The organism is Isoptericola sp. S6320L (assembly GCF_023015685.1).
GTDB classification, from domain to species: Bacteria; Actinomycetota; Actinomycetes; order Actinomycetales; family Cellulomonadaceae; genus Isoptericola; species Isoptericola halotolerans_A.
This window is the reverse complement of the sequence record NZ_JALKAT010000011.1, coordinates 75,024-100,295: the sequence shown is the minus strand read 5'-3', so window position 1 is coordinate 100,295 and position 25,272 is coordinate 75,024. Positions and strand designations below refer to the sequence as shown.

Genomic DNA, 25,272 nt, shown 5'->3' with positions numbered 1-25,272 from the left:
GCCTGCAGGACACTACACGGCCGAGGTCACATACCGGTCACGTCCCCCGATGACGAGGGGCGAACGTAGGATCGGGACATGGTCCAGCCCTTCGACGAAGCGCCCGTGCCCGAGACCGGTCGGGCGCTGCCGCCCGAGATCCTCGAGCTGCGCAGCACCATCGACAACATCGACGCGGCGCTCGTCCACCTGCTGGCCGAGAGGTTCCGGGCGACCGAGCGGGTGGGGCAGCTCAAGGCGACGGACGGGCTGCCGCCCGCCGACCCGCAGCGGGACCGCCAGCAGATCGACCGCCTCAAGACCATCGCCTCGGGTGCGGGGCTGGACCCGCAGTTCGCCGAGGAGTTCCGCCACTTCATCGTCTCGGAGGTGATCCGGCACCACGAGCGGATCGCCGCGGAGCACGAGGCCGGCCGGCGGGCGGGCAACGCGCCACCTCTCGACACATACAGTTGAAGGGGTCGTCGAGACCCTGAGGGCCACTGAGGCCCCCCGAGGCCGGCGCATGTTCGTGGACGGCGAACCGGCGCCGCCGGGGGCGCGTCGTGGGTGGCGCGCCGCGAGGATCCGTCGCACGCTGGGAGGCACAGTCGACGGACCCAAGGGGGATCCTGCATGACGATCGAATGGCTCAAACCTCTCGTCGGCCACCCGGGCCCGTTCGCGACCGTCTATCTCGACGCGACGCGTGCGGCCGAGGCCGGGGACAGGGACGTGGCGAACCGCTGGCGCTCGGTGCGGCGGATGCTGACGAAGCAGGGCGCACCGGACGGTGTGCTGCGCGATCTCGACGACGCGGTCGACCGCCCCACGTGGGTGCCGGGACCGCACGGCCGCGTGCTGATCGCCGACGCCGACGGTGTCCTGGTCGACCGGGTGCTGCGCGAGCCACCCGCCGTCATGGCCGGCGTCTGGCACCAGGTGCCGTCGCTGCTGCAGGCGGCACGCTCCGCGGACCAGGCGGTGGACGCGCTCTGCGTCGCCGTCGACCGCCAGGGCGCGGACTTCTGCGCCCTGGACGGCGAGGGCAACCCCGTGGGGGAGGTGGAGACCTTCGAGGGGTCGCACGACGAGGTCTCCAAGACGTCGAGCACCCGGACCAAGCGGGCCACCATCGAGTCCCGTGCCGAGGACTCGTGGCGCCGCAACGCCGAGGCCGTCGCCGGTGAGATCGGGCGCCGTGTGGCGTCCGGCCAGCCGGAGATCGTGCTGCTGACCGGCGACGTGCGGGCCGTGAACCTCGTCCGCGGCGCGCTGGGCCAGGAGGTGGCCCGCATTGCGGTCGAGGTGCCGGGCGGTGGCCGTGGGGGATCCGGCGTCCACCCCGGGGCCTTCGCGGCAGCCGCCGCCGACGCCCTCGACTCCTTCCGGGAACGTCGCCGCGAACGCGTCCTGGCCGAGCTCCGCGAGGGGCTGGGCCGCGAGGCGGGGGCGGTGACGAGCGTGGACGACGTGGTCGAGATGCTCTCGCGAGGTCAGGTCAAGCACCTCGTGCTGTCCGAGCAGCTCGCCGACGACGCGGCGCGTGCGCTGCGCTCCTGGAGCGACGGCGAGACCAACGGGTCGGCGACCGGCGGCCTGCTCAACGGCCGGAACCTCTGGATCGGCCCGGAGCCGCTGCACATCGGTGTCGCGAGGGCCCAGCTGGTGGACCTGGGCGTCACGGAGGGTCTGGAGGAGCTGCCGGCGGCGTCGGCGCTCCTGCGCGCAGCCGTCGCTCAGGACGCGGGTCTCGTGTTCGCGCCCGAGGGGTCCGTCGATCTCATGGACGGTGTCGGTGCGACGCTGCGGTGGCACGACGACGGCACACCGCACGAGTCGGCGGACTCGATGAGCGGTGACAGCGGGCGTCGCAGCTCGCTCTGACGACGGACGGACGCCGGGGCGGTACGCGGTCTCGCGTACCGCCCCGGCGTCCCTCGTCGTGCCTGGCTCGCGGTGGCGTCAGCCGCGGGGCTTCTTGGCGGGCGGCTCGCCCAGCTCGGAGGCGGTGACGACGATGCCGCCCTGCACGTCCGGGTTGCCCTGACCCTCGGCCGCCTCGACGAGCTCGAGCGTGCCCTCGACGCGTCCTGCACCACGGATGTCGCCGATCGCCGACTCGACGCCGGGAAGCAGCGCGGCCGGGACGGCCACCGTCCCCGACAGGATCGGCGTCCGCATCGAGACCTTGGCCGCGGACTTGACCTTGCGCAGCGCCGCGAGGGCGTTCCCGGCGGCGGCCAGGGCCAGCGGGTCGGCGTCGGCGGCCGCCGACCGCAGCGGCTGCGCCGTCGGCCACGGTGCCCGGTGCACCGAACCGGTGCGCCACCAGGACCAGACCTCCTCGGTGGCGAACGGGATGAACGGCGCCAGCAGGCGCAGCATCACGTCGAGCGCGATCGCGAGCGCCGTGCGCGCGGACACCGTCTCGGCGGTCAGGTCGCTCGCCGACGCCCCGGCCCCGTAGGCGCGGTCCTTGACGAGCTCGAGGTAGTCGTCGCAGAACGCCCAGAAGTAGGACTCGGTGATCTCGAGCGCGCGCGTGTGGTCGTACGCCTCGAGCGCGGCGGTGGCCTGGTCGACGACGTCGGCCAGCCCGGCGAGCATCGCGCGGTCGAGCTCGACGGTCACGGCGGCCGGGTCGAGGGTGATCTCGCCGGTGCCGGACTCCGGGTCGACGCCGAAGGTCAGGGCGAACTTCGAGGCGTTGAGCACCTTGATCGCCAGCCGGCGACCGATCTTCATCTGGCCGACCTCGAACGCGGCGTCCGTGCCGAGGCGTGCCGCGGCGGCCCAGTAGCGCACCGCGTCGGAGCCGTGCTCGACGAGCAGATCCATCGGGGTGACGACGTTGCCCTTCGACTTCGACATCTTCTTGCGGTCCGGGTCCAGGATCCAGCCGCTGATGGCGGCGTTCTTCCACGGCAGCACGCCGCACTCGAGGTGCGAGCGCACGACGGTGGAGAACAGCCAGGTGCGGATGATGTCCTGACCCTGCGGGCGCAGGTCCATCGGGTACACGCGCTCGAAGAGGTCGGCGTCCCGCTCCCAGCCGGCCACGATGAGCGGCGTCAGCGAGGACGTCGCCCAGGTGTCCATGACGTCGGCGTCGCCGACGAACCCGCCCGGCTCGCCGCGCTGAGACTCGTCGTAGCCCGCCGGCGCCTGGGAGGTGGGGTCCACCGGGAGCTCGGCGGCCGTCGGCGTGATCGGGTGGTCGTGGTCGATCTCGCCCGACGCGAGCACCGGGTACCAGACAGGGACCGCCACGCCGAAGAACCGCTGGCGCGAGACCAGCCAGTCGCCGTTGAGGCCACCGACCCAGTTCTCGTAGCGCACGCGCATGAAGTCGGGGTGGAAGTCGAGCTCCTTGCCGCGGGCCAGCAGCTCGGACTTGAGGTCGCGGGTGGTCCCGTCGGCGCTCCACTCCCGGCCGCCGTTGCGGATGTACCACTGGCGCGAGGTGACGATCTCGAGGGGCTTGTCGCCCTTCTCGTAGAAGTTGGTCATGCGCTGGGTGGGCTTCGGGTCGCCGTCCAGGTCGCCGCTCTCGACGAGCGCCTCGACGACGGCCTTGCGGGCGCTGAACGTCGTCCTGCCGGCGAGCCCCTCGGCATAGAGCCCGGCGCCGGGGCCGGCGGCGATCCACTCCGGCGTCTCACGGTGCAGGCGGCCGTCACGGCCGATGACGGAGCGGGTCGGCAGCTGCAGCTCGCGCCACCACTGCACGTCGGTGAGGTCGCCGAACGTGCAGCACATCGCGATGCCGGCGCCCTTGTCGACCGAGGCGGCCGGGTGGGCCAGCACGGGGATCTCGACACCGAACAACGGCGACGTCACCGTCGTGCCGAAGAGGTCCTGGTAGCGCTCGTCGTCCGGGTGGGCGATGAGGGCGACGACGGCGGGCAGCAGCTCGGGCCGGGTGGTCTCGATGTGGACCGGGGTGCCGTCGGGTCGGTGGAAGGCGACGCGGTGGTAGTGGCCCGGGTACTCGCGCGCCTCGAGCTCGGCCTGGGCGACGGCCGTCTGGAACGTCACGTCCCACAGCCCCGGCGCCTCGGCCTGGTAGGCCTCGCCCCGCTCGAGGTTGCGCAGGAACGCCCGCTGCGAGGCGGCGCGCGACGTCGCGTCGATCGTCTGGTACGTCTGCGACCAGTCGACGCTCAGGCCGAGCCGGCGCCACAGCTCCTCGAACTGGCGCTCGTCGTCGGCGGTGAGACGCTCGCACAGCTCGATGAAGTTGCGGCGGCTGATCGGGACCTGGTCGGCAGGCTTGACGGCCTTGCCCTCGGTGCCGGCGTGCGGAGGCTCGAAACCCTCCACGTACGGCAGCGACGGGTCGCACCGCACGCCGAAGTAGTTCTGCACGCGGCGCTCGGTGGGCAGGCCGTTGTCGTCCCACCCCATGGGGTAGAAGACCTCCTTGCCGCGCATGCGCTGGAAGCGGGCCACCACGTCGGTGTGGGTGTAGCTGAACACGTGGCCGACGTGCAGCGAGCCGGAGACGGTGGGCGGCGGGGTGTCGATCGAGTAGACCTGCTCGCGCGTCGCCGTACGGTCGAAGGCGAAGGTGCCCTCGGCCGACCAGCGCTCGTCGAACTTCTGCTCGAGCCCGTCCGTGCTGACCTTGTCCGGTACCTCCCGGACCACCGCGCGCACGACGTCGCCGGACTGGCCGGTACCGGTGGTGGGTGCGGAGGTCTGTGCGAGGGCCGCGTCGGACTGCGTGCTGGCCCCGGTGCTCGGGAAGTCGCTCATGGTCAGACATTGTCCCAGATCGCGCTCCGTCCTCGACACGGATCCCGCTGCTCGAAATTCTCTGACTATGATCAGAGGTATGGCTTCTCGTCCTTCCGCACCGGCCGACCCCGACCTGCCCGACGTGCCCGGGCACGTCGAGGTGGTCCGCCGCTTCAACCGCAGCTACACCCAGCGCATCGGCGTGCTGGACGACTCGTTCCTGGGTCTCGGCATGCCGCTCGGCACGGCCCGGCTGCTCTACGAGATCGGCGTCCAGGCCGGGACGACCCGCGACCTGCGCGCCCGCCTCCAGCTCGACTCGGGCTACCTGAGCCGGCTGCTGCGGCGGCTGGAGTCCGACGCGCTGGTGTCCGTGGAGCCCGACCCGGACGACCGCCGTCGGCGGCGGGTGGACCTCACCCCGGCCGGACGGCGGGCGTGGGACGAGCTCGAACGGCGCTCGGGCGAGCGCGCGCGACACCTGGTCGCACCCCTGACCGAGCGTCAGCGCGACCGGCTGGCGGCCGCGCTGGCCGAGGCCGACCTGCTGGTCCGCGCGGCCACCGTCGAGATCGAGCAGGTGGACCCGACGGACCCGGCCGCGCTCGCCGCCGTCCGGGCCTACGTCGACGAGCTCGACGAGCGGTTCCCCGGCGGCTTCGCGGTGGGCGACCTCGCCGCGGGCACGGAGGGACTACGGCCACCCGACGGCGCCTTCGTCGTCGCCACCAGCGACGGCGTCCCGGTCGCCTGCGGGGGAGTGCAGCGGCTCGGCGGGGGCGTCGGCGAGATCAAGCGCATGTGGGTGCACCCGCGGTGGCGCGGCGCCGGTCTCGGATCGCGGCTGCTGCGCCACCTGGAAGGTGTCGCGGCCGACCTGGGCCACACCACCGTGCGTCTCGACACCCACGGGACGCTGGCCGAGGCGGTCGCGATGTACGAGCGCGCGGGGTACCGCGCCGTGGACCGGTACAACGACAACCCGCACGCCACGCACTTCTTCGCCAAGAGACTGCGTCGCACCGGGTGAGGGATAGGCTCGGGAGCATGGCTTCTGATCTCACCGTCGGCTACGCCGCGATGCTCGAGCAGTTCCACCCCACCGAGGTCGTCGATCTCTCGGCCTACGCGGAGGAGCACGGCTTCTCCGGGGTGATGGCGGCCGACCACTTCCAGCCGTGGGTCCCGCAGCAGGGGCAGGCCGCGTTCGTGTGGAACGTCCTCAGCGCGCTCGGCGAGCGCACGCGCGGGGACCTCGGTCCCGGGGTGACGGCGCCGACGTTCCGGTGGCACCCGGCGATGGTGGCCCAGGCCTCCGCGACGCTCGCGGCGATGTACCCGGGCCGTCACTGGCTCGGCCTCGGTTCCGGTGAGGCGCTCAACGAGCACGTCACCGCCGGCTACTGGCCCGAGGCGCCCGAGCGCATCAACCGGATGTTCGAGGCCATCGACATCATCAAGAAGCTCTTCGCCTCCGGGCTGGAGGGCAAGGACGTCAAGCACTCCGGCCAGTTCTACAAGATGGAGTCCACGCGGCTGTGGACGATGCCGGAGGTCGCCCCGGAGATCCTGGTCGCCACCGCGGGGCCGGTCACCGCGAAGCGTGCCGGCAAGCACGCCGACGGCCTGATCACCGTGGGCGCCCCGCTGGAGAAGATCGAGATGCTGTTCGGCCGGTTCGACGCCGGGGCGCGCGAGGTCGGCCGCGACCCCGAGCCGATGCCGAAGGTGCTGCAGGTGCACATGTCGTGGGCGGAGACGGACGAGGAAGCCATGGCGAACGCCATGACCGAGTGGCCCAACGGGGGCATGAAGTTCCCCAAGGCGGACATCCGCTCGCCGCACGACTTCGCGCAGATGGCCAAGCTGGTCCGTCCGGAGGACTTCGAGGGCCGCATGGTCGTCTCCGCCGATCCGGACAAGCACCGCGAGGCGATCCAGAAGTACGTCGACCTCGGCTTCGACCGGATCTACCTGCACAACGTGGGCCGCAACCAGCGCGAGTGGATCGAGACGTTCGGCCGCGAGGTGCTGCCGAAGCTCGTCCGGTGAGCGCGGCCGACGGCGGGACGCACGCCGCGTGGGACGCACACCTCGAGGTGTGGGCGCCGGCAGGGCTCGGCGAGGTGCGTCCGGGCGACGACCTCGCCACGCTCGTCGCTGACCTGCTCGCGGGAGAGGCGCTCGCGGAGGGCGACGTCGTCGTCGTCACGTCCAAGATCGTGTCCAAGGCCGAAGGCCGGGTCGTGCACGCCGCCGACCGGGAGCAGGCGATCACCGACGAGACGGTGCGCGTCGTGGCGGTGCGCGAGCGGCCCGGCGGGCTCCCGCCGCTGCGGATCGTGGAGAACCGGCTCGGCCTCGTGATGGCCGCGGCCGGGGTCGACGCCTCGAACACGCCGGAGGGCACGGTGCTGCTGCTGCCCGAGGACCCGGACGCCTCGGCCCGGGCGCTGCGGGCCGCGCTGCGCGGTCGCTTCGGGATCGACCGCCTCGGTGTGGTCGTGACCGACACGGCGGGGCGCCCGTGGCGGGACGGGCTGACCGACATCGCGATCGGCGCGGCCGGCGTGACCGTCGTCGACGACCTGCGGGGTGGGGCCGACACCCACGGCAGGGAGCTGTCGGTCACCGTCGCCGCCGTGGCCGACGAGGTCGCCGCGGCCTCCGAGCTGGTCCGTGGCAAGGCGACCGGTCGAGCCGTGGCGGTGGTGCGCGGCGTGGCACGGTACGTGCTGGCGGGGGACGGTCCGGCGGGCGACGGCGCGGGGGCACGCAGCCTCGTGCGCGGTGGACCCGACGACCTCTTCCGGGAGGGGACGGCCGAGGCGTACGCGCGCGGCCTCGCGGACGGCCGCGCCGAGGCGGCACGGCAGGAAAACTGATGGCCGGACGGCGGCCCTGTCGGTAGCGTGACCCGCATGCTGCCTGCGGAGTGGATCGAGCACCGGCGACCCGGCGACCGTGAGGTGATCGGCTGGATCCGCCCCGACGGCGACGACTGGGTGGCCGTCTCGCTGCTGGGTCACGACCTGACCGGGCCGATCGACTGGCTGGCCGCCGAGGAGGCGCTCGACGCGACCAGCCTGGCGTGGTTCGCCGACCCGTGGATGCTCGAGTCCGAGGGTGGTCCGCTGCGCGTCCGGATCGTGGAGGTCACCCCCGACCAGGTCGTGGTGCAGACCGACGACTTCGGCGCGATCGACGCGCCGGTCGAGCGGTACGTGCTGCCGTGGCCGGCGCCGTCCCGCCTGCGCGAACGACGCTCCGGCGACCCCGACGGCCGCGTCCTCGCCGGAGTGCCGGACGAGACGTCGCCGGAGTCGCGCTAGGGCGGTTCAGACGGGTTCGAGGCGGGCCCCGAGCAGGCAGAACTCGTTGCCCTCCGGGTCGGCGAGGACGTGCCAGGGCTCGTCGCCGCTCTGGCCGACGTCGGCCCGGCGCGCACCGAGGCTCAGGAGGCGTTCGAGCTCGGCGTCCTGGTCGCGGTCGGTGGCGTTGACGTCGAGGTGCAGCGGGAGCTTTCCCCGCCTCGGGTCGTCGGTGCGGCTGAGGACGATCGTCGGTTGCGGACCGCCGAACCCGGCCCGCGGCCCGATCTCGATCGACCCGCCCTCCTCGCGGTCGAGCTCGACGAAGTCGAGGACCTCGCACCAGAACCGGGCAAGGTTCTCCGGGTCGTGGCAGTCGAGGACGAGCTCGCTGAGACGGCACGCCATGGTTCTTCTCCTCTCAGTCCGTGGTGACGGCAGGGGCTTCCACCGGAGTAGGCTCACCGCCCGTGATCCGGACGAGCTCGTCGAAGGTCGTCGGGAAGACGGTGCGTGCGTGGCCGGCTGCGGCCCAGACCTCGTCGAAGGCCGCCAGCGCGGTGTCGACGAGGGTCCGCACGGGGGCGGGGTGCCCCAGGGGTGCGACCCCGCCGATCACCTGGCCGGTCGCCTCCTTGACCAGCTCCTTCGACGCCCGCCCGACGCGGCCCCCGAGGCGGTCGCCCAGGAACGCCGTGTCCACGCGGTGGGCACCGGAGGTCAGGACCAGCAGCGGTTCACCGTCCAGGGTGAAGACCAGGGAGTTCGCGATCGCGCCGACCTCGACGCCCAGCGCCTGCGCGGCGGCCGCGGCCGTGGTGACCGCGTCGTCGAACCACCGGATGCCGTGGGCGGCGGTGCCGGCGTCGGCGGTGACGAGCGCGGCCCGGACCTGGTCGACCGCGGAGTGGGACGTCGAGGCGCTCATGCCCCCGGAGCGTAGCGGCCGTCACCGGCCCGTGCAGCCAGATATCGCGAGCGGCACCCGGCCCGGTGGCCGACGACGGCGCGGCGGAACTGCGCGCCACCGTCGCCGCTGTCGTCGGCAGGCGCTACCGTCACGGGGTGAGGCCCGGGCATCAGCGCCAGGGCCGGGAGAGGAACCACGGATGACGCAGCACGTGACGAGCGTGACCGGTGACCGCATAGGGTTCGACCGCTATGGCGAGGACGGCCCTGCCGTCGTGTTCGTGGCCGGCGCCGGACCGTTCCGGGCGACGGACCCCGTCACCACCCGGACGGCGCAGCTCTGCGCCGAGCAGGGTCTCGTGGCGGTCGTGCACGACCGTCTCGGTCGTGGCGAGAGCCCGGCGGACGGGCCGCTCGACCTGGACCGCGAGCTGCACGCGCTCTCCGCGGTGATCGACGCGGCGGGTCCACCCGCCGTGCTGGTCGGGCACTCCTCCGGCGCCGCCCTCGCCCTCTGCGCCGCGGACGCGGAGCTGCTGACGGCCGGCCTGCTGCTGTGGGAGGCACCGCTCGCCGCACCGGCGGACGACGTCGCCGAGTGGATCACCGAGTTCGAGCGCCGCCTGGACGCCGAGGACTTCGTCGGTGCCACGGAGCAGTTCATGAAGGACATGCCCCCCGAGTGGCTGGAGGGCATGCGCGCCTCGCCCGACTTCGAGCTCCTCGCGCGCGCCGCGGTGAGCCAGCGGGCCGACGGCCAGGCCCTGGTCCGGGCCACCGACCTGGTCGAGACCGAGCGCCTGCGTGAGCTCGCCATCCCGGTGCTGGCCACCTACGGGTCGCACACCTTCCCGGAGATGCCGGTGGCGGCCGAACGGATCGCCGGAGCCGTCACCCGCGGTGCGGTGGAGGAGGTCGCCGGCGCCCAGCACACGTGGGATCCGGAGGCGATGGCGGAGCGGATCGTGCGCTTCGTGCGCGACGGCGCCTGAGGACTACCTCGCGCGGTCCTGCCCCGTCTCGACGTCGGGGGTGGCGTCGACGGTCTCGGTCTCCGCGGCGCCCTCAGCGTCCGCGGTGCTTTCGGCTTCCGAGGGTACCGAGGCATCGTCCGCAGCGCGATCGGTGCGATCGGGCGGCACGCCGTCGGTGACGTCGTCGCCGGAGAGCCATCGCAGCCAGTTGTTCCGCGGGTCGCCCTCCAGGACGAGCGCCCGCACGAGCAGCGTCAAGGGGATCGCCAGGATCGCACCCAGCGGGCCGATCACGAAGGTCCAGAACACCACGGAGACGAAGCTCAGGGTGAGCGAGAGCGAGACGGCGTCGGCCACGAACTTGGGCTGGACGAACACCTGCAGCACCACGTTGACCACGCAGTACACGGCGACGACGGCGAGAGCGAGCTGCCAGCCGCCGACGACGAACCCCATCACCATGGGCGGCACGAGCCCGAGGACGAACCCGATGTTGGGCACGAAGTTGGTCACGAACGCGAGGATCGCCCAGATGCCCGCGCCGGGGACGTTGAGGAGCCAGAGCGCGACGCCGTCGACCACCGCCACGACGGCCCCGAAGGTCGCGTTGACGACGTAGTAGCGGCGCACGCCGGTGCTGAACCGGGTGGAGCGGTCGATCGCGTCCGCGCGCGTGGTGCCGAAGTGTTCCCGCGCCGTCGAGTAGCGCGCGGCGTCGACGGCCATGAACACGGCGTAGGCCAGGACGAAGAAGAACGCGGTGCCGATGGTGACCACGGTCCCGCTGACGGTCCCGGCGACCGAGAGGATGTTCGAGGGCTGGAGCCAGGACGTCACGGTGTCGGTGATCTGTGTGTCGATGCCGGTCGCGGCGAGCTGGTCCTCGACGTCCGCCACCGAGGCCGCGAGCTGGGGGATGTAGCTCTGCACGAGCTCGGCGAACCGGAACCCGGCCCACACCAGCATGGCGAGGAACGCCGCGAGGATGAGGTAGGCGACCACGACGACGACCACGGTCGCGGCCCAGCGTGGCCAGCCGTGCGCCTCGAGGGGGAACCGTACCGGATGGCAGATGATGATGATCACGGCGGCGAGGAACAGCGGCGCCAGGACGCCCGACGCGAAGTGGACCGCTGCCAGCACGGCCGCACCGGCGGCCAGCACCAGCAGGGTCCGGGTGGCCGGGCCCAGACCGGGGTCCGTGCGGGGCAGGCCGGGCGAGGTGCTGGGCGTCGACGTCACGCGTCGACCCTAGCGGCCCGGCCCGGGACCGGCAGCGGGCCGCGCCGACCGGTCCGGCGCCGACGGGCGGGGCTATGCTGCCGAGTAGGAGTCGACACGAGGTGGTGGCGGACGGTGCGCGGCGAGGTGGTCCGGTACGACGCGATCAAGGGGTACGCCTTCGTCGCGGCCGATGGTCTCGACGAGGACGTGTTCCTGCACGTCAACGACATCGACTTCGACAAGGCGCTCCTGGCGGTCGGCGCGGTGATCGAGCTCGACCACGAGATGGGAGAGCGCGGTCCGCGTGCGCTCAGTGCGTCGCTCGTGCGGTCGCCCGTGGCCGACGCCGTGCAGGCGGCGATGGCCGGCGACCGGCTCCCGCCGGCGGAGCCGGGGACGACGACGTCGCCCGTCCCGAGCAGCCACGCGCACGACGGGTTCGCGGACGTCCTGTCGGCGGCCGAGCTGCGCGGCGAGGTCACCGAGAGGCTGCTCGCCGCGGCCGGTGACCTCACCGGGCGTCAGGTGCTCGCCGTGCGTGGCGTCGTCGAGCGGATCGCGCGTGCCCACGGCTGGCTGGACGCGTGAGCCGCTACATCCACTTCTTCCAGCGGAACACCCCGTAGAGGCCGACGCTCACCGCGAGCATGGCGAGCAGCGCGGCGGGGTACCCCCACACGGCGTGCAGCTCGGGCATGAAGTCGAAGTTCATGCCGTAGATGGCGCCGACGAGGGTCGGGGCGAAGAGGATGGCGGCCCAGCCGGAGATCTTCTTGACCTCGTCCCCCTGCTTGATCGAGACCTCGGTCAGGTGCGTCATCTCCTCGTTCTGCCGCTGCGCCACGAGGGTCGCGTTCACGGTGAGGATGTCGCGCAGCGCGACGCGGAACGTCTCCACCGACTCGGCGACCTCGATGAGGTGGTCGGCGACGTCGCGCAGGTACGCCTGGAGCTCCTCGTCGACCTGGTACTTCTCGGCGCCCTTGGCCAGCGACTGGCACACGTTCTGCAGGGGACGCACCGCACGCTGGAAGTCGACGACCTCGCGCGAGAGCTCGTAGATGCGCCGGGACACGGACTTGTCGCCGGAGAACACCTCGGACTCGATCTGGTCGATGTCGAAGTCGAGCCCGGACACGACCGGCGCGTAGTCGTCCACGACGCGGTCCATGATCGCGTAGAGCACCGCCTCGGGGCCGCGCGAGAGCATCTGCGGCGTCGACTCGAGGCGACCGCGGACGGTGGCGAGGTCGGGGGAGTCGCCGTGGCGCACGGACACCACGAAGTCGGGGCCCACGAAGAGGTGCAGCTCGGAGAACTCCACCTCCTCGATGGAGTCCAGGTAGCGCGCCGCGTGGAGGACCACGAAGAGGGTGTCGCCGTACCGCTCGATCTTGGGGCGCTGGTGGGCCTGGATGGCGTCCTCGATCGCCAGCGGGTGCAGGTCGAACTCGCGCGCCAGGGCGGCCAGCTCGCGCTCGTCGGGGCGCTCGAGACCGATCCACGCCATGCCGCCCGGGGTCGAGCGCAGTGCACGGAACGTGTCGGCGAGCCGTGTGAAGGACGCGGTCCGGTGGCCGCCGTCGTCGTAGACGGCCGCTGCCACGATCGCGGACCGGGGCCGGATGGGGGTGGGCGGTGTCGCCTCAGGGCCGGCGGCGGGCGTCCCGCCACGACGTGGGCGCAGCGCGCCAAGGACCTGGCGGGGGCGTGCGGAACGAGGAGAGCTGAAGGCCATAGGGACTCCCAGACGTGCAGGAACGGTGGTCTGCGTGCTGTGGATCCCGCGACTGAGGCGGCGTGCCGGTACTGCGTGCAGGGACGGCGGCGTCGTCCCGCGCGCAGCGCAGGACGGTGTCGAGCCGAGGTCAGTCGCGGCTCGGACTACTGGGAGGCTCGCTGCGGGTCATGCGCGGTACCTCCTCGCGGTTCGGGCGGCGTGGTCGCCGCATGCTCTGGGCCGGGCTCATTCTACTCCGGCCCAGGCCAGAGCGCCCGGACAGGGCCCGGTGACCTCACTCACCACGGGGACGGTGGTGTGCTGGACGGACGGTCAGCGCAGCCGCACCGACAGGCACGTCACGCAGCCCTCGAGCTTCTCGAGCTCGGTGACGGGGGTGGTGACGACCTGCAGCCCGCGCTCGCGGAAGATCTCGGCGCTGCGCGGTGCGGCCGCGGACATCAGCACCGTGCCGGGGTCGAGGACGACGACGGCGTTGCCCTCCGGCTCGGGGACGGGCAGGAAGCGTTCGAAGACACGGGGGTCGTCGACCAGCGGCGGGTGCCCGACGACGGTGCCGTCCGGCAGCGCCGTGACCGCGCTCTTGAGGTGGAGCACCTTCGTGACGGGGACCGCCACCACCTGCCACCCGCGCGGGGCGAGCAGGTCGCGCAGCGCGTCGATGCCGGCCTCGTCGGTGCGCGAGCTGCGGCCCACGTAGGCGGTGCGACCCACCTTGAGCACGTCGCCGCCCTCCAGCGTGGCGGGCGCCTCGATCGCCGCGACGTCGAGCCCGAGGCCCTCGACGACGGGCCGCACCGAGTCGAGCTCGCCGCGCCGGGACGCGGCGCCGGGTCGGGTGATGACCGCCAGGTCGTCGAACACGACGACCGTGTCCTCGACGAAGACGCCGTCGGGGTGCTCGTCGGCCGCGGGCAGCTCGGTGACCGACCAGCCGCGCTCGCGGAAGACCGCGACGTACCGATCCCACTGCTCGCCCGCGAGCTCGGCGTCGACCGGGACACGGTCCAGGTGGGTGAGCTCGCCCTCGGCGAGGCGGGGCGAGGGGGGTCGCACGAGGAGACGCTGCATGGGCACAACGTAGCGCGCGGTCCGCGCGGTCCGCCGGTCAGCGTCGTGGGTCGAGCACCGTCATGCCGGCGCGCGGTGCGTCCCGCATCCCCGGCACGAGACCCGCCGCGGTCTCCAGGTCCACGACCTGCCCCACCAGGTCCTGCGGTCGCAGCGTCCCGTCGGCGACGAGGGCCAGCATCTCCGGGTAGTGGGCGGCGGACATCCCGTGCGAGCCCAGCACGTCCAGCTCGAAGCCGATCACGCGGTCCATCGGCACCCTCGGGTGCCCCTCGCCGGCAGGCAGCAGGCCGACCTGCACGTGGCGGCCCCGGCGGCGCAGACCCAGCACCGCCGTGGCGCACGTCGTCTCCGAGCCGACGGCGTCGAGCGAGACGTGCGTGCCGCCGTCGGACAGGTCGCGCAGCCGGGCCGCCACGTCCTCGGCGCTCGCGGAGCCGTCGGCCAGGACGGTGTGCTCGGCCCCTGCCTGCCGGGCGGCCTCCAGCGCGTCGGGGTTGCGGTCGACGGCGACGACCCGCCCGCCGCGGGCGGCGGCCACCATGACGGCGCTCAGGCCCACCCCGCCCGCGCCGACGACGGCGACCCACTCGCCGGGTGCCACGCGGGCGCGGTGCGCCATGGCGCGGTACGCGGTGGCGAAGCGGCAGCCGAGGCTCGCCGCGGCGGTCGGCGAGACGCCGTCGGGCACCGCGACGAGGTTGGCGTCCGCCGCGTGCAGGACGACGAGCTCTGCCCAGGAGCCGTGGTGGGTGAACCCCGGCTGGGTCTGGTCCGGGCAGACCTGCGCGTCGCCGGCCAGGCACCACTCGCACGTGCCGCAGCCGCAGACGAAGGGCGAGGTGACGAGGTCCCCGACCTGCCAGCGCACGACGCAGGCACCCACCTCCTCCACGACGCCCGCCAGCTCGTGGCCGGGAACGTGCGGGAACACCGCGATGTCGGGGTCGTGGCCGGCCCAGCCGTGCCAGTCCGACAGGCACAGGCCCGTGGCGTGCACGCGGATCACCACACCGCCGTCGGGCGCCGCCGGCGCGGGCAGGTCCCGCACGGTGACCGGCCCGCCGGGGCGGTCGAACGCGATGGCACGCACGTCAGGCCGTCTCGGCCACGTGCTTGACGGCCGCGAGCGTGGCGGGGATGCCCTCGTGCGCCATCCGGGTGCGGGCCTCGATCTCGCGGTCGGCGTCCTCGCCGTACCGCTGGGCGAACGCGGCCAGACCCTCGGGGGTGAACTCCCACGTCTCGGTGAGCTCGGTCGCGGCGCCGTCGTCGAGTGCACGCAGCATGTAGCCCCAGCGCACGAAGCCCTGGCCGACGACCCACGCGAACTCGCGCCCCGGGTCCGCGACGACCACCTGCGAGCGGGTCTCCCAGGTGCGCTCCGGGGTCTCGTTCCGGCCAGTGAAGTGGGCGCCGACCTGCGGCGAGGCGCCCGGCTGCGGCGTGTCGGCCTCGTCCCACCAGCAGGCCGTGCAGACGGGGGACCACTCCCCGGTGCGGGTCACGTCCGAGACGAGGTCGTAGACCTCGGCGGGCGGGGCGGCGATCGTGATCGAGGCGGAGTGGGTGCGTGCGTCAGCCATGCCGCATGATGGCACGTCGTCGCGGTCCGGGGCCCGGCGACGGTCACGATTCGGCCACAGGGCGGGTGCAGGCAGTACGGTTCCCGGCGTGAACCTGCGCTCCCGAGCGACGACGCTCCTGATCTGGCTCTTCCTCGCTGCTCTCGCCGCCGTGTCGGTGTGGTCGGTGCTGCCGCCGTCCCCACGAGGTGCCGACGCCCCGGCCGACGAGTTCTCCGCCGAGCGAGCTTTCGCGGACGTCGAGCGTGTGGGGACCGAGGTCCACCCGCACGGCACCGCCGCGAACGACGCCGTGCGCGAGTACCTGGTCGACCGGTTGACCGGGCTCGGCCTGGAGCCCGAGGTGGTCGACGGCGTCGGGATGTCCGGGCGCCTCGGCGACCAGAGCCGGGTGGCCGCCACGCAGAACGTCGTGGCCACCGTCCCCGGGGCGGACCCGACCGCACCGGTGTTCCTCGTCGCGCACTACGACTCCGCCGAGGTCTCCTACGGCGGGAACGACGACGGCGCGGGGGTCGCCACGATCCTGGAGACGGTGCGGGCGCTCGGCGAGGGGCCGGCGCTGCGCAACGACGTCGTCGTCGTGCTCACCGACGCCGAGGAGGCCTGCCTGTGCGGTGCCGAGGCGTTCGTGGACGCCGACCCGCGGGCCGCTGACGGCGGCGTCGTCGTCAACTTCGAGGCGCGCGGGTCCGCCGGCCCGGCCGTCATGTTCGAGACGTCCGACGGCAACGCCGCGCTCGTGGACGCCTACGCGTCCGTGCCGTACCCGGTGGGCAGCTCGCTCGCCGTCGAGGTCTACCGGATCCTGCCGAACGACACCGACTTCTCGCCGTTCCTCGACGACCCGGCCGGGCGCTTCACGGGCCTCAACGCCGCCTACATCGACGGGTCCGCCACCTACCACTCGCCGCTGGACGTGCCGGAGCGCATGTCGCTCGCCTCGTTGCAGCACCACGGCTCCAACGCCCTGGCGCTCGTGCGCACGCTCGGCGACGCGGACGCCGCAGCCCTCGCCGCGCCGTCGGCCACCGACGCCACCTACTTCCCGCTGCCCGGTGGGATCCTCGCCCGCTACCCGGGCTGGCTCGTGTGGCCGCTGGCGCTCGCTGCCCTCGGGGCCGTGGCGGCGCTCGCGGTGCTCGTGGTCCGGCGCCGCGGCGGCGGGCACGACGACGGCGGCACCCGGACGGCCGGGCCCGCCCGGCTCGTGCTGGGCTTCCTCGCCGGGGTGCTGCCGCTCGCGGGGGCCGTGCTGGGCGCCATGGGGCTGTGGGCGCTCATGGTGACGGTGCGGCCCGGCTACGACGAGATGCTCGACCCGTGGCAGCCGTGGGGCTTCCGGGTGGCGCTGCTCGGCATCGTCGCGCTCGTGGTCACGGGATGGTTCGTGGGGCTGCGTCGGTGGCTCGGCGCCCCCGCGCTCGTGGTCGGGGCACTCGGCTGGCTCGCCGTGCTGGGCGTGGCGCTCGCGGCGCTCGCGCCGGGTGGCTCCTACCTGGCCGCGCTGCCAGCGCTGGCGGGCGCCGCCGCCGGCATCGTGGCGCTCCGGCTCGAGAGCGGCCGGTGGCGGGCGCTCGCCGTGGCGCTCGGCGCCGCCGTCGGCGTGGTCCTGCTGGCACCGATCACGGTGCTGTTCTTCCCGGCGCTCGGTCTGGAGACCGGGGCTGCTCCCGCCGTCGTCGCGGTGCTGCTCGGGCTGGCGCTGGTGCCCGCGCTCGCGCTGTCGGTGCCGGAGCGCGGGCGGTCCGGCGGGTGGCTGGTCGGGGCGTGCGCGCTGGTGGCCGCCGGGGCGCTCGGCGTCGGGTTCGCCGTCGACTCGTTCGACGCCGAGCACCCGGAGCCAAGCCGGCTCGCGTACGCGCTGGACGCAGACACCGGTGAGGCCGTGTGGGTGTCGACCGAGAGCACTCCCAGCGACTGGACCGCACGGTACGTCGACGCGCGGGAGGACCGGTCCGCGCAGTTCCCGCCGATGGGTTCCGGAGCATGGTTCGGTGCCGCGGAGGCAGCCGACCTGCCGGCCCCGACGGTCGCGGTCGTCGACGACGTGACGAGCGGCGACGAGCGGACGGTCACCCTGCGGGTCCGTCCAGGTGAGGGCGAGATCGGTACCGCAGGCGCGTTGCGCTACATCGAGCTGAACAGTGCGGCTCAGCCCGATGCCGTGCTGGCGGCCTCCGTGGCCGGGCGAGAGGTGCCAGTGGACGACGACGGCATCCTCGACACCCGCTTCTACGCCCCGGACGGGGACGGCTTCGAGGTGACGTTGACGGTGCGTGGCGGGGAGGGGCTCGACCTGCGCGTGGTCGCCGCTGGCGGGGGCCTCGAAGGGCTGCCCGGCTTCACAGAGCGGCCCGACGGCGTGGGCGTGGGAGGTTCCCACAGCTCGGAGCTGGTGCTGGTCGCCACGACCGTGGTGCTCTGACCCTCAGCCGGCCGTGGCGGAGAGGGTGCTGAGCGGCGCCGGGACCGGACGAGCCGCCACCGCACCGTGGCCGGCGACGTCGACGCCGCTCGCCACGACGCGGGCGGCGCCGTCGGACACCTCCACCGTGGAGACGGACGCGTTGGGCAGCGCGACCACGCCCGACGGGTCCAGGGTCCACAGGAAGGCGCCGAGCGCCAGCCCGTGCCCGACGACGAGGACGTGGGGGTCGCTCGCCGCGCCGCCCGATGGCGTGCCGCCGTCGGCCACGGGGCCGTGCATGGCGACGATGCGGCCGAAGACGCCGCGGACGCGACCCATGAAGTCCGCGCCGGACTCGCCGCCGCCGACGCCGGGGTGCCCGCCGGTGAGCATCGCGGGGACCAGCTCCGCCCAGGGCTGGACCGCGTCGAGCGAGCGCTCGGGGAGGCGTTCGTAGCTGCCGAAGGACAGCTCACGGAGATCGTGGTCGATGCGCAGCCGCTGGTCCGGGTGGTGCTTGAGGATCTCCACCGCCGTCTGGACGGCCCGGCCCTGCGGCGAGGAGTAGACGGCGTCGAACCGGTGGTCGGCCAGGTGCTGGGCCGTGACCCGCACCCCGGCGCGGCCGGTGCGGGTCAGCGGGGAGTCGCAGGCTCCCTGCAGGTGGCGGCGAGCGTTGAGCGTCGTCTGCCCGTGGCGGACGAGGATGAGCGTGAGGGTCATCGTCGAGGTGACCTTTCGTCGGGGTCGTCGGTCTCGACGCTAGGTGCGGCCGATGACCGTCGGGTGGCCGCACGGTGCACGCGGGATGGCCGTCGACCCCGGCGGTGTTGGCGCCCGTGTGACCGTGACCGCCCCGCCGACCGCTCCTGACGTCCCCGAGGTGACCGACGTCGTGGTCATCGGTGCCGGGCAGGCCGGGCTGTCCGCCGCGTACCACCTGCGGCGCCGAGGAGCCGTACCCGCCGCTGCTCCGCCGTCGGGCACCGGCGAGGCGCCGCGCACCTTCGTCGTCCTCGACGCCGAGGACGGGCCCGGGGGAGCGTGGCGGCACCGCTGGCGCTCGTTGCGGATGGCCACGGTGAACGGCATCTACGACCTGCCCGGGCTCGAGCAGCCGGGCGTCGACCCGGAGGCGGCGAGCGTCGACGTGCTGCCCGCGTACTTCGCCGACTACGAGGACGAGCTCGGCCTGGCCGTGGTGCGGCCGGTGCGGGTGCGCCGGGTCGAGCGGACGGCCGACGGCACCGGGCTGCTGGTCCGCTGGGAGGCGGGCGGGCGGTCCGGCACGGTGGCGGCGCGAGCGATCGTCAACGCCACCGGGACATGGACCAAGCCGTTCTGGCCGTACTACCCCGGCCAGGAGTCGTTCCGCGGTCGCCAGCTCCACACGGCCGACTACGTCCGCGCCGAGGACCTGGCGGGGGCGCGGGTCGCGGTGGTGGGTGGCGGGATCTCCGGCGTGCAGCTCCTCGACGAGATCTCGCACGTGGCGCGGACGTTCTGGTTCACGCGGCGGGAGCCCGTGTGGCGCGAGGACTTCGGGCCCGACGACGGCTCGCGCGCCGTCGCGATGGTCGACGAGCGGGTCCGCGAGGGGCTGCCGCCGCAGAGCGTCGTGTCGGTGACGGGGCTGATCCGCACGCCGTCGCTGCACGCTGCCGCGGAGCGTGGCGTGCTCGAGCGGCGGCCGATGTTCACCCGGATCGTGCCCGACGGCGTCGTCACGGTGGACGGCGACGTCCTGCCCGTGGACGTCATCTTCTGGAACACCGGGTTCCGTGCCGCCCTGGACCATCTGCGGCCGCTGCACCTCCGGGAGCCGGGTGGCGGCGTCCGCATGGACGCCACGCAGGTGGCGGGTGAGCCGCGGGTGCACCTGGTGGGGTACGGGCCGTCGGCGTCGACCGTGGGCGCGAACCGCGCCGGACGCGAGGCGGTGGCGCGGATCTTGAGGTTCCTGGCCGCCGAGGACGAACGGCTGCCCGCGCCCTCTCGCGGGGCACGGGCAGCCGACGGTCACCGACGGTCGGTCGAAGACCTCACGGCGCGGTGAGGTCGGCCACCTCCCCGTCCGCGACGGTGGCGACCTGCGCGGCCGTCAGGGCACCGGTGTACACCTGCAGGTCGTCGACGTCGCCCTGGAACGGCGTGTCCCACCAGTTGACCCCGAGGGCGAACACGCCGTCGTCGGTGGTGAGCACGTCCGGGAAGCCGGTCCCGGTGTGCACCACCTCACCGTCGAGGTAGACGGTCACCGCACCGCCCGTCTCGACCGTGAAGACGAGGTGCGACCAGGCGTCGGTCGGGATCTGCGTCCCGGTGAGGCCGTCGTAGTAGGTGCTCGATCCGGCCCACAGCATCGTGCGGTGCTCGTCCCAGCCGGACGGCACGAGGCTCAGCCAGTTGACGTCGTCGCGAGCGGCGAAGAAGGCGGTCGTGTAGTCGGTCAGCCGCTCCGGACGCAGCCACAGGCTCACCGTGTAGTCCTGGCCGGAGATCAGCCCGTCCGGCAGTCGCACTCCGCTCGTGCCGTCCAGGTGGACGGCCTGGCCGTGCGCGCCGTCGGTGAAGGACACCTGGCCGCCGCCGGAGTCGATGCGGTCGCCCGTGACCGTGCCCGCCGCCACGCCACCGGTCGCGGTCAGGTCGCCGTCGAAGGTGTAGCGCGCGACCAGGCCGGGCTCCGGCATCGCCGGGACGGTGAGCTCGAACGCCTTCGTCGCGGTCACGTCGCCGCTCGTCACGGTGGCGGTGAGGGTGACGCCCGCGTCGCCGTCCTGCTCCGACGGGCGCGTGACCGTGCCGTCGGCAGCCACGACCGACTCGTCGCTGGACGACCAGGCGATGGTCGCACCGTGGGTGCCCGTGGTCGGCAGGGCGAGGTCCGCCACCACCGCACCGGTGCCGGGCAGGGTGAGGTCCGCTGCCACCGCGTCGACGATCTGCTGGTCGCTCATCGGGGCCCGGGCGCTGCCCCACAGCGGAACACCCTCGGGTCCCACCACGCTGAACGTCGTGACCCACCGGGCGCCCGTCGGGTCCCACTCGCGCGAGACGACGCCGTCGTACGTCTGGTCGTCGACGTCCAGGCGGAGCCGGTTCTGGGCGGACAGCCGCCAGCGGCCGTCGACGGCGCCGCTGACGCGCCCGTCCTGGTGCAGGGTGACGGTGCTCGCCCGGCGGATGTCCGCGCTGATGGTCTTGTCGTGCTCGATGAACCGGTAGTCGCCCACGACCTGCTTGCGCACGAACTTCGCGGTGTCGTTCCCGCCGGCGTAGCGGTAGGGCGCCGCGACGGGCCAGCCGTCGGCGTTCATCGACATTTCGTGCACGCGGATCTGGTGACGCTCGCCCTGCTCGGGGAACCGGCTGTGGAAGATCAGCAGCATCTCGCCGGTCTCGGGGTCGACGTACGTGGTGTTGTGCCCGGGCGAGACCTTGCCGTCGCCGATGCCGGTGCCCGGCGCGCCGACCTCCCGCTGGAACAGGTAGTTGCCCATGACCTTGACGCCGTAGGGCTCGATGGTGGCGTCGTCGAAGATCGGCAGGTCCGGGTTCGACCTGACCTCGCGCATGTCGTTCCCCGCGGCGTCGACGAACGGGCCGTCCGGGTTCTCCGAGCGCATGACGCGCATGTTGTAGCCGGAGTCGGCGTCCAGCCCGCCGAACGAGGTGAACAGGTAGTAGTACTCCGTCTCGGGGCTGTACATCATGGCGGGCCCCTCGATCCGGCTGTGGTTGCCGCCGGTGAGGTGCGTGCCGTATCCCTGGTCGGGCAGCGGGAGGCCGGTGGAGGGGTCCATCTCCAGGATGAAGATGCCGCCGGAGAACGAGCCGTAGACCATCCACAGCCGGCCCTCGGCGTCGTAGAAGACGTCCGGGTCGATGGCGTTCGGGTGAACCGTCGCGTCGTAGGGGGTGCCGTCCTCGCTCGGGCCCTCGCCGTCGCGGTGCCCGGACTTCAGCAGGATGCCGAGGTCCTCGTAGGGTCCCTCGACGCTGTCCGCCACGGCGACGCCGAGCGCGCTGCGCGGCGAGCTGCCCTCGCAGGCGTTGTAGTACATGTAGAACTTGCCGTCGGCCTCCAGCTGGACGACGTCGGCCGCCCAGAGCGTGTCGGCCTCGGCCCACTCGAAGGTCTCGGCGAGCTCGGTGGTGACGTCGTCGAACAGCGGGTTGTCCGGCGTGACGAGGTTCGCCACCTGTTCCCACTGCTGGAAGTCCGCCGTCTTCGCGGCGGCGAGGTGGGAGCCGAACACGTAGTGCTCGTCGCCGACGGTGATCAGCGAGGGGTCGTGGGTCTCCGCGTCGACGAAGACGGGGGGTTCGGGGTCCGCCGGCGTGGGTGGGGCGGCGCTGGCAGCGCTCGTCGCCACGGCGGCGAGGGGCAGGGTGAGCGCGGCGGCGGTGAGGACTGCGACGCGTCGTGACCGTCTGCGGGTCATGGCGGCTCCTTGGTTCGTCGTCGAACGGCCGGCCCCGACGGTGGGGCCTATACATCGATGTAGACACATCCTTACATCGTTGTATAGACCCGGTCAAGCAGCCGACGCGACGCGCCCGGGGACGGGTACGGCGCATCTCGCGACGCACCCGCCCCCGGGGTGTCGGCTCAGGGCTTGCCGGTCCGGACCTCGAGCACCGCCGCCTCCGACGTGGTCGGCGTCGCGCCGACCTCGCCGGAGACGAGCACGCGGTAGTCGCCCGCGCGCGGCGGGACGGCACGCACGGTGAGGGACGACGACGTCTCACCGGGCAGGTCCGTCCACTCGCCGTCCGCGAGGCGCTGCCACTGGTAGCCGGTCGCCCCGGCGGCCTCGACGTCGAACGTCACCTGCCGGCCCGGTCGCGACGAGGCGTCCTGCGGCTGGCTCGTGACGACCGCCGCCACCGGCGTCTGACCCGCGGTGTACCGCGTGAAGTTGTACTCCCGCGGGGACTGGGGCCGCTGCTCGCCGGTGACCTTGGCCTGCAGGTCGCACTCGCCGTTGGCCTTGATCCTCAGCCACTCGCCCTGGACGTACTCGACGATCTCCTCCTTCGTGTCGCCGCAGGTGTCGACGTGCCAGAGCCGGGCGTCGTCGAGCTCGGTGACCATCTCGCCGTCGCCGGAGTAGACCCCGGTGGGCTCGCCGCACCCGCGGTTCCAGACCATGATCAGGTCGGTCCCGTCACCGGTCCAGTTGTGGATCGGCTCCGGGATGGTGCCGTAGCACCCACGGGTCTGGCGTTCCTCCTGCCACACCATCTCGCCGTCGGAGCCGATGAGGAACAGGCCGTCCAGACCGTTCGAGGACCGGTCGATGCGGTCCAGCCCGAACGCCTCGAGGCCGGGAAGGTCGGCGCGGAACTCTCCGACCATGATGTTCTGCGACTCGACCGTGTCGTCGTTGACCCAGATGGTCTCGCCGGTGTCCCAACGGTGCGCCGAGGTCGAGGCACCGCCGAGGAGCACGTCCGCGGTGCCGTCGGAGTCGATGTCGGCGACCCAGATGGTGTCGGCGTGGTCGGGCAGGTCGGCGCTCCACAGCAGGTTGCCGTCGGCGTCGACCATGTCGTAGCCGATCATGATCTCGTCGCGGCCGTCGCCGTCGAAGTCGTACGGCCACGGGTAGTGCCCGGTGTTGCCCTCGTGCTCCCAGATGACCGTCCCGTCGGACTCGAGCAGCCAGGCCTTCGTGTAGCGGTTCTTCAGCAGGATCTCGTCCGGGTGCCCCTCGCCGTCGGCGTCGACGAACACGATCGCGTCGTGCGCCTGCGGGTCCGGCAGGGCGAAGTCGCGCACGTGCTCGCCGGTGGCGCCGTCGAACACGTAGAAGCGGCCCTCGGCCTCCGTGTCGCCGTCGGGGTACATGACCGCGACGACCTCGAGGTCGCCGTCGCCGTCGGTGTCCACCACCTGGGCGGGGATGTCCTGGCTGTTGTTGCGACCCTCGGGGTCGACCTCGCCGATCTGCCAGAGCTGCTCCCCGGTGGCCGTGAAGGCCGTCATCGAGGCGACCATCGGGCCGTCCCGCAGGGCGCCGGCGTTGATGTGGTGCGGCTGGACCATGACGATCTCCGGGCGGCCGTTGCCGGTGAGGTCGCCGAACCACGGGCGGGCACCGTCACCGGCGACGCTCGTGTCCATCTCGGCGACGGTGGTCGCCTCGATCATCTTCTCCAGCACGGCGTTCTCGGACGGTGCGGAGATGCCGCCCGCCCCGACGGCGCGCACCTGGTAGGTCCAGGTGAAGCAGCACTCGCTGCCGTAGCCGACGTCCAGTGCGCGCGCGGTGTCCTCGGTGCGCTCGAGGAGCTGCCAGTCGTGCGCCTCGTGGTCCGTGCGGTAGACGTCGTAGGCGACGGCGCCGTCGGCGGCGTCCCACGTCAGCGTGGCGGTCGTGCCGTCCTGCGCGCCGTCGATCCGCACGTTCGCGGGGGCCGACGGCGGGTCCTGCTCCTCGTCCGCGGCCTCGATCTCCAGGGCCTGCGAGGGCCCGGACTCGGCGCCGGCGGCGTTGGTCTGCGTCACCGTGTAGACGAGGGTGTCGCCGAGGCGGAGACTCGGGTCGTCGTCGGTGAGGGCGGGTTCGGCCGTGGTGCCGACCTGCTCGACGTCGCCGCCGTTCGTGCTGCGGTAGACCGTGTAGGACTTCGCGTCGGTCCGCGGCTCCCAGGAGAGACCGACGCTGACCGTCGTGCCGGCGACCTCGACGTCCGAGACGAGGTTCGACGGCGGGAGCTGGGAGGAGACCGTGACGCCGTTGATCCGTCCGTCGCGGGCCACGTCGAGGTCGAGGCGGCCGTCGTCGACGGTGACGACGCCGGCCCAGGTGGCGAACTCCCCGGCGCCTGCCTCGAGCGTGCCCTCGTCGGCGCCCTCCACGGCGAGCTCGGTGTAGTTGGCGGCGATCTGGTCGCCGCTGACCACGGTGACCCAGTAGGTGCCGTCGGGGACGTCCGTGGAGAACGTCGTCGTGCCGACGGTGAAGTCGCGGCGGAGATCGTCGGGCGCGCCGCGGTCGCGGACCGCGACCTGCCGTGACAGGCCGTAGCCCGCGCCGTCGTCGTACAGCGTGGTGTGCGCCACGCGGGTGTGGCCGTCCGCGACGGGCGAGCTCGTCGAGCCGAAGTCGAAGCGCTGGTCGACGGCGGTGGCCTCGGTGCTGACCTCGTCCGCCGCGGCGCTGGTGGCCAGGGGGAGCGGGGCGAGCACGACCGCGGCGGCGGTCGCGACGGCGATCGACCGGAGTGGTGGTCGGGTGCTTCGGGGGTGGGTGGGTGACAACGTCGTCCTCCATCGGTGGTCTACCGCGACGACGTCCTGGGATCGACGCCG

At 73.1% G+C, this 25,272-nt stretch carries 21 protein-coding genes; 10 read left to right on the top strand and 11 right to left on the bottom strand.

Annotated elements, in window-relative coordinates:
* Positions 1-78: 78 nt before the first annotated feature.
* Entirely contained in the window at positions 79-456 is a 378-nt protein-coding gene (locus tag MWU57_RS08825) for a chorismate mutase (RefSeq protein ID WP_106268238.1), read from the top strand.
* Positions 457-615: 159 nt separating this feature from the next.
* Positions 616-1,866 carry a hypothetical protein gene (locus tag MWU57_RS08820; RefSeq protein WP_246908821.1) on the top strand — a complete coding sequence of 417 codons (1,251 nt, stop codon included), beginning with the start codon at positions 616-618 and terminating at the stop codon, positions 1,864-1,866.
* A gap of 78 nt (positions 1,867-1,944) precedes the next feature.
* On the opposite strand, the gene valS is transcribed toward MWU57_RS08820, so the two are convergent.
* Positions 1,945-4,740 carry a valine--tRNA ligase gene (gene valS, locus MWU57_RS08815; protein WP_246908820.1) on the bottom strand — a complete coding sequence of 932 codons (2,796 nt, stop codon included), beginning with the start codon at positions 4,738-4,740 and terminating at the stop codon, positions 1,945-1,947.
* Positions 4,741-4,819: 79 nt separating this feature from the next.
* Between valS and MWU57_RS08810 the strand changes: the two genes are divergently transcribed.
* From MWU57_RS08810 to MWU57_RS08795, 4 genes are read left to right on the top strand one after another with little or no spacing between them, the layout of a single operon-like run.
* On the top strand, positions 4,820-5,752 hold the full coding sequence (locus MWU57_RS08810; RefSeq protein WP_246908819.1) for a helix-turn-helix domain-containing GNAT family N-acetyltransferase: 933 nt from the start codon (positions 4,820-4,822) through the stop codon (positions 5,750-5,752).
* 17 nt (positions 5,753-5,769) lie between these two features.
* Positions 5,770-6,774, top strand: coding sequence for a TIGR03557 family F420-dependent LLM class oxidoreductase (locus tag MWU57_RS08805; protein WP_246908817.1), 1,005 nt, complete (start codon positions 5,770-5,772; stop codon positions 6,772-6,774).
* Positions 6,771-7,607, top strand: a complete 837-nt coding sequence (gene cofE, locus MWU57_RS08800; RefSeq protein WP_246908815.1) for a coenzyme F420-0:L-glutamate ligase — start codon at positions 6,771-6,773, stop codon at positions 7,605-7,607. The genes MWU57_RS08805 and cofE overlap by 4 nt, the downstream gene beginning before the upstream one ends.
* Positions 7,608-7,643: 36 nt before the next feature.
* Entirely contained in the window at positions 7,644-8,054 is a 411-nt protein-coding gene (locus tag MWU57_RS08795; protein WP_246908814.1) for a hypothetical protein, read from the top strand.
* Positions 8,055-8,060: 6 nt separating this feature from the next.
* Here MWU57_RS08795 and MWU57_RS08790 read toward each other — a convergent pair whose 3' ends face one another.
* A complete protein-coding gene (locus tag MWU57_RS08790; RefSeq protein ID WP_246908812.1) occupies positions 8,061-8,441 on the bottom strand; it encodes a VOC family protein in 381 nt (126 codons plus the stop codon).
* Between the two features lie 13 nt (positions 8,442-8,454).
* Positions 8,455-8,961, bottom strand: coding sequence for a YbaK/EbsC family protein (locus tag MWU57_RS08785; RefSeq protein WP_246908810.1), 507 nt, complete (start codon positions 8,959-8,961; stop codon positions 8,455-8,457).
* A 181-nt stretch (positions 8,962-9,142) separates the two neighbouring features.
* Here MWU57_RS08785 and MWU57_RS08780 point away from each other — a divergent pair, with 181 nt between their 5' ends.
* Positions 9,143-9,934 (top strand): alpha/beta fold hydrolase, encoded by a 792-nt coding sequence (locus MWU57_RS08780; protein WP_246908808.1) that lies wholly within the window; start codon positions 9,143-9,145, stop codon positions 9,932-9,934.
* A 3-nt stretch (positions 9,935-9,937) separates the two neighbouring features.
* On the opposite strand, the gene MWU57_RS08775 is transcribed toward MWU57_RS08780, so the two are convergent.
* Positions 9,938-11,158, bottom strand: a complete 1,221-nt coding sequence (locus MWU57_RS08775) for an AI-2E family transporter (RefSeq protein WP_246908806.1) — start codon at positions 11,156-11,158, stop codon at positions 9,938-9,940.
* 114 nt (positions 11,159-11,272) lie between these two features.
* Here MWU57_RS08775 and MWU57_RS18380 point away from each other — a divergent pair, with 114 nt between their 5' ends.
* Positions 11,273-11,728 carry a cold-shock protein gene (locus MWU57_RS18380; protein ID WP_246908804.1) on the top strand — a complete coding sequence of 152 codons (456 nt, stop codon included), beginning with the start codon at positions 11,273-11,275 and terminating at the stop codon, positions 11,726-11,728.
* 4 nt (positions 11,729-11,732) lie between these two features.
* On the opposite strand, the gene MWU57_RS08765 is transcribed toward MWU57_RS18380, so the two are convergent.
* The 4 genes from MWU57_RS08765 to MWU57_RS08750 form a co-directional block, all read right to left on the bottom strand.
* Positions 11,733-12,878 (bottom strand): magnesium and cobalt transport protein CorA, encoded by a 1,146-nt coding sequence (locus MWU57_RS08765; protein WP_106268221.1) that lies wholly within the window; start codon positions 12,876-12,878, stop codon positions 11,733-11,735.
* A gap of 315 nt (positions 12,879-13,193) precedes the next feature.
* Positions 13,194-13,952 (bottom strand): dimethylargininase, encoded by a 759-nt coding sequence (gene ddaH / locus MWU57_RS08760; protein WP_281495452.1) that lies wholly within the window; start codon positions 13,950-13,952, stop codon positions 13,194-13,196.
* A 37-nt stretch (positions 13,953-13,989) separates the two neighbouring features.
* Positions 13,990-15,045: a zinc-binding dehydrogenase gene (locus tag MWU57_RS08755; RefSeq protein ID WP_246908800.1), complete on the bottom strand. Its 1,056-nt coding sequence runs from the start codon at positions 15,043-15,045 to the stop codon at positions 13,990-13,992.
* A gap of 1 nt (position 15,046) precedes the next feature.
* Positions 15,047-15,538: an SRPBCC family protein gene (locus tag MWU57_RS08750; RefSeq protein ID WP_246908799.1), complete on the bottom strand. Its 492-nt coding sequence runs from the start codon at positions 15,536-15,538 to the stop codon at positions 15,047-15,049.
* Positions 15,539-15,626: 88 nt separating this feature from the next.
* Here MWU57_RS08750 and MWU57_RS08745 point away from each other — a divergent pair, with 88 nt between their 5' ends.
* Complete coding sequence (locus tag MWU57_RS08745) at positions 15,627-17,966, top strand: M28 family peptidase (RefSeq protein WP_246908798.1); 2,340 nt, start codon at positions 15,627-15,629, stop codon at positions 17,964-17,966.
* A 3-nt stretch (positions 17,967-17,969) separates the two neighbouring features.
* Here the strand turns inward: MWU57_RS08745 and MWU57_RS08740 are convergent, their stop codons facing one another.
* The gene (locus MWU57_RS08740; RefSeq protein WP_246908797.1) at positions 17,970-18,671 is read right to left on the bottom strand and encodes a histidine phosphatase family protein; all 702 of its coding nucleotides are present in this window, start codon (positions 18,669-18,671) and stop codon (positions 17,970-17,972) included.
* Between the two features lie 124 nt (positions 18,672-18,795).
* Here MWU57_RS08740 and MWU57_RS08735 point away from each other — a divergent pair, with 124 nt between their 5' ends.
* Positions 18,796-20,004, top strand: a complete 1,209-nt coding sequence (locus MWU57_RS08735) for an FAD-dependent oxidoreductase (RefSeq protein WP_246908796.1) — start codon at positions 18,796-18,798, stop codon at positions 20,002-20,004.
* On the opposite strand, the gene MWU57_RS08730 is transcribed toward MWU57_RS08735, so the two are convergent.
* Positions 19,991-22,396 carry a LamG-like jellyroll fold domain-containing protein gene (locus tag MWU57_RS08730; RefSeq protein WP_246908795.1) on the bottom strand — a complete coding sequence of 802 codons (2,406 nt, stop codon included), beginning with the start codon at positions 22,394-22,396 and terminating at the stop codon, positions 19,991-19,993. The genes MWU57_RS08735 and MWU57_RS08730 overlap by 14 nt on opposite strands.
* Before the next feature lie 167 nt (positions 22,397-22,563).
* On the bottom strand, positions 22,564-25,221 hold the full coding sequence (locus MWU57_RS08725) for a hypothetical protein (RefSeq protein WP_246908793.1): 2,658 nt from the start codon (positions 25,219-25,221) through the stop codon (positions 22,564-22,566).
* Positions 25,222-25,272: the final 51 nt, after the last annotated feature.

Coding starts and splice junctions, on each gene's coding strand:
- MWU57_RS08820 (WP_246908821.1), top strand. CDS start 616: ATGACGATCGAATGGCTCAAACCTCTCGTCGGCCACCCGGGCCCGTTC.
- valS (WP_246908820.1), bottom strand. CDS start 4,740: ATGAGCGACTTCCCGAGCACCGGGGCCAGCACGCAGTCCGACGCGGCC.
- MWU57_RS08765 (WP_106268221.1), bottom strand. CDS start 12,878: ATGGCCTTCAGCTCTCCTCGTTCCGCACGCCCCCGCCAGGTCCTTGGC.
- MWU57_RS08825 (WP_106268238.1), top strand. CDS start 79: ATGGTCCAGCCCTTCGACGAAGCGCCCGTGCCCGAGACCGGTCGGGCG.
- MWU57_RS08810 (WP_246908819.1), top strand. CDS start 4,820: ATGGCTTCTCGTCCTTCCGCACCGGCCGACCCCGACCTGCCCGACGTG.
- MWU57_RS08790 (WP_246908812.1), bottom strand. CDS start 8,441: ATGGCGTGCCGTCTCAGCGAGCTCGTCCTCGACTGCCACGACCCGGAG.
- MWU57_RS08795 (WP_246908814.1), top strand. CDS start 7,644: ATGCTGCCTGCGGAGTGGATCGAGCACCGGCGACCCGGCGACCGTGAG.
- MWU57_RS08780 (WP_246908808.1), top strand. CDS start 9,143: ATGACGCAGCACGTGACGAGCGTGACCGGTGACCGCATAGGGTTCGAC.
- MWU57_RS08805 (WP_246908817.1), top strand. CDS start 5,770: ATGGCTTCTGATCTCACCGTCGGCTACGCCGCGATGCTCGAGCAGTTC.
- ddaH (WP_281495452.1), bottom strand. CDS start 13,952: ATGCAGCGTCTCCTCGTGCGACCCCCCTCGCCCCGCCTCGCCGAGGGC.
- MWU57_RS08750 (WP_246908799.1), bottom strand. CDS start 15,538: ATGGCTGACGCACGCACCCACTCCGCCTCGATCACGATCGCCGCCCCG.
- MWU57_RS08785 (WP_246908810.1), bottom strand. CDS start 8,961: ATGAGCGCCTCGACGTCCCACTCCGCGGTCGACCAGGTCCGGGCCGCG.
- MWU57_RS08740 (WP_246908797.1), bottom strand. CDS start 18,671: ATGACCCTCACGCTCATCCTCGTCCGCCACGGGCAGACGACGCTCAAC.
- MWU57_RS08730 (WP_246908795.1), bottom strand. CDS start 22,396: ATGACCCGCAGACGGTCACGACGCGTCGCAGTCCTCACCGCCGCCGCG.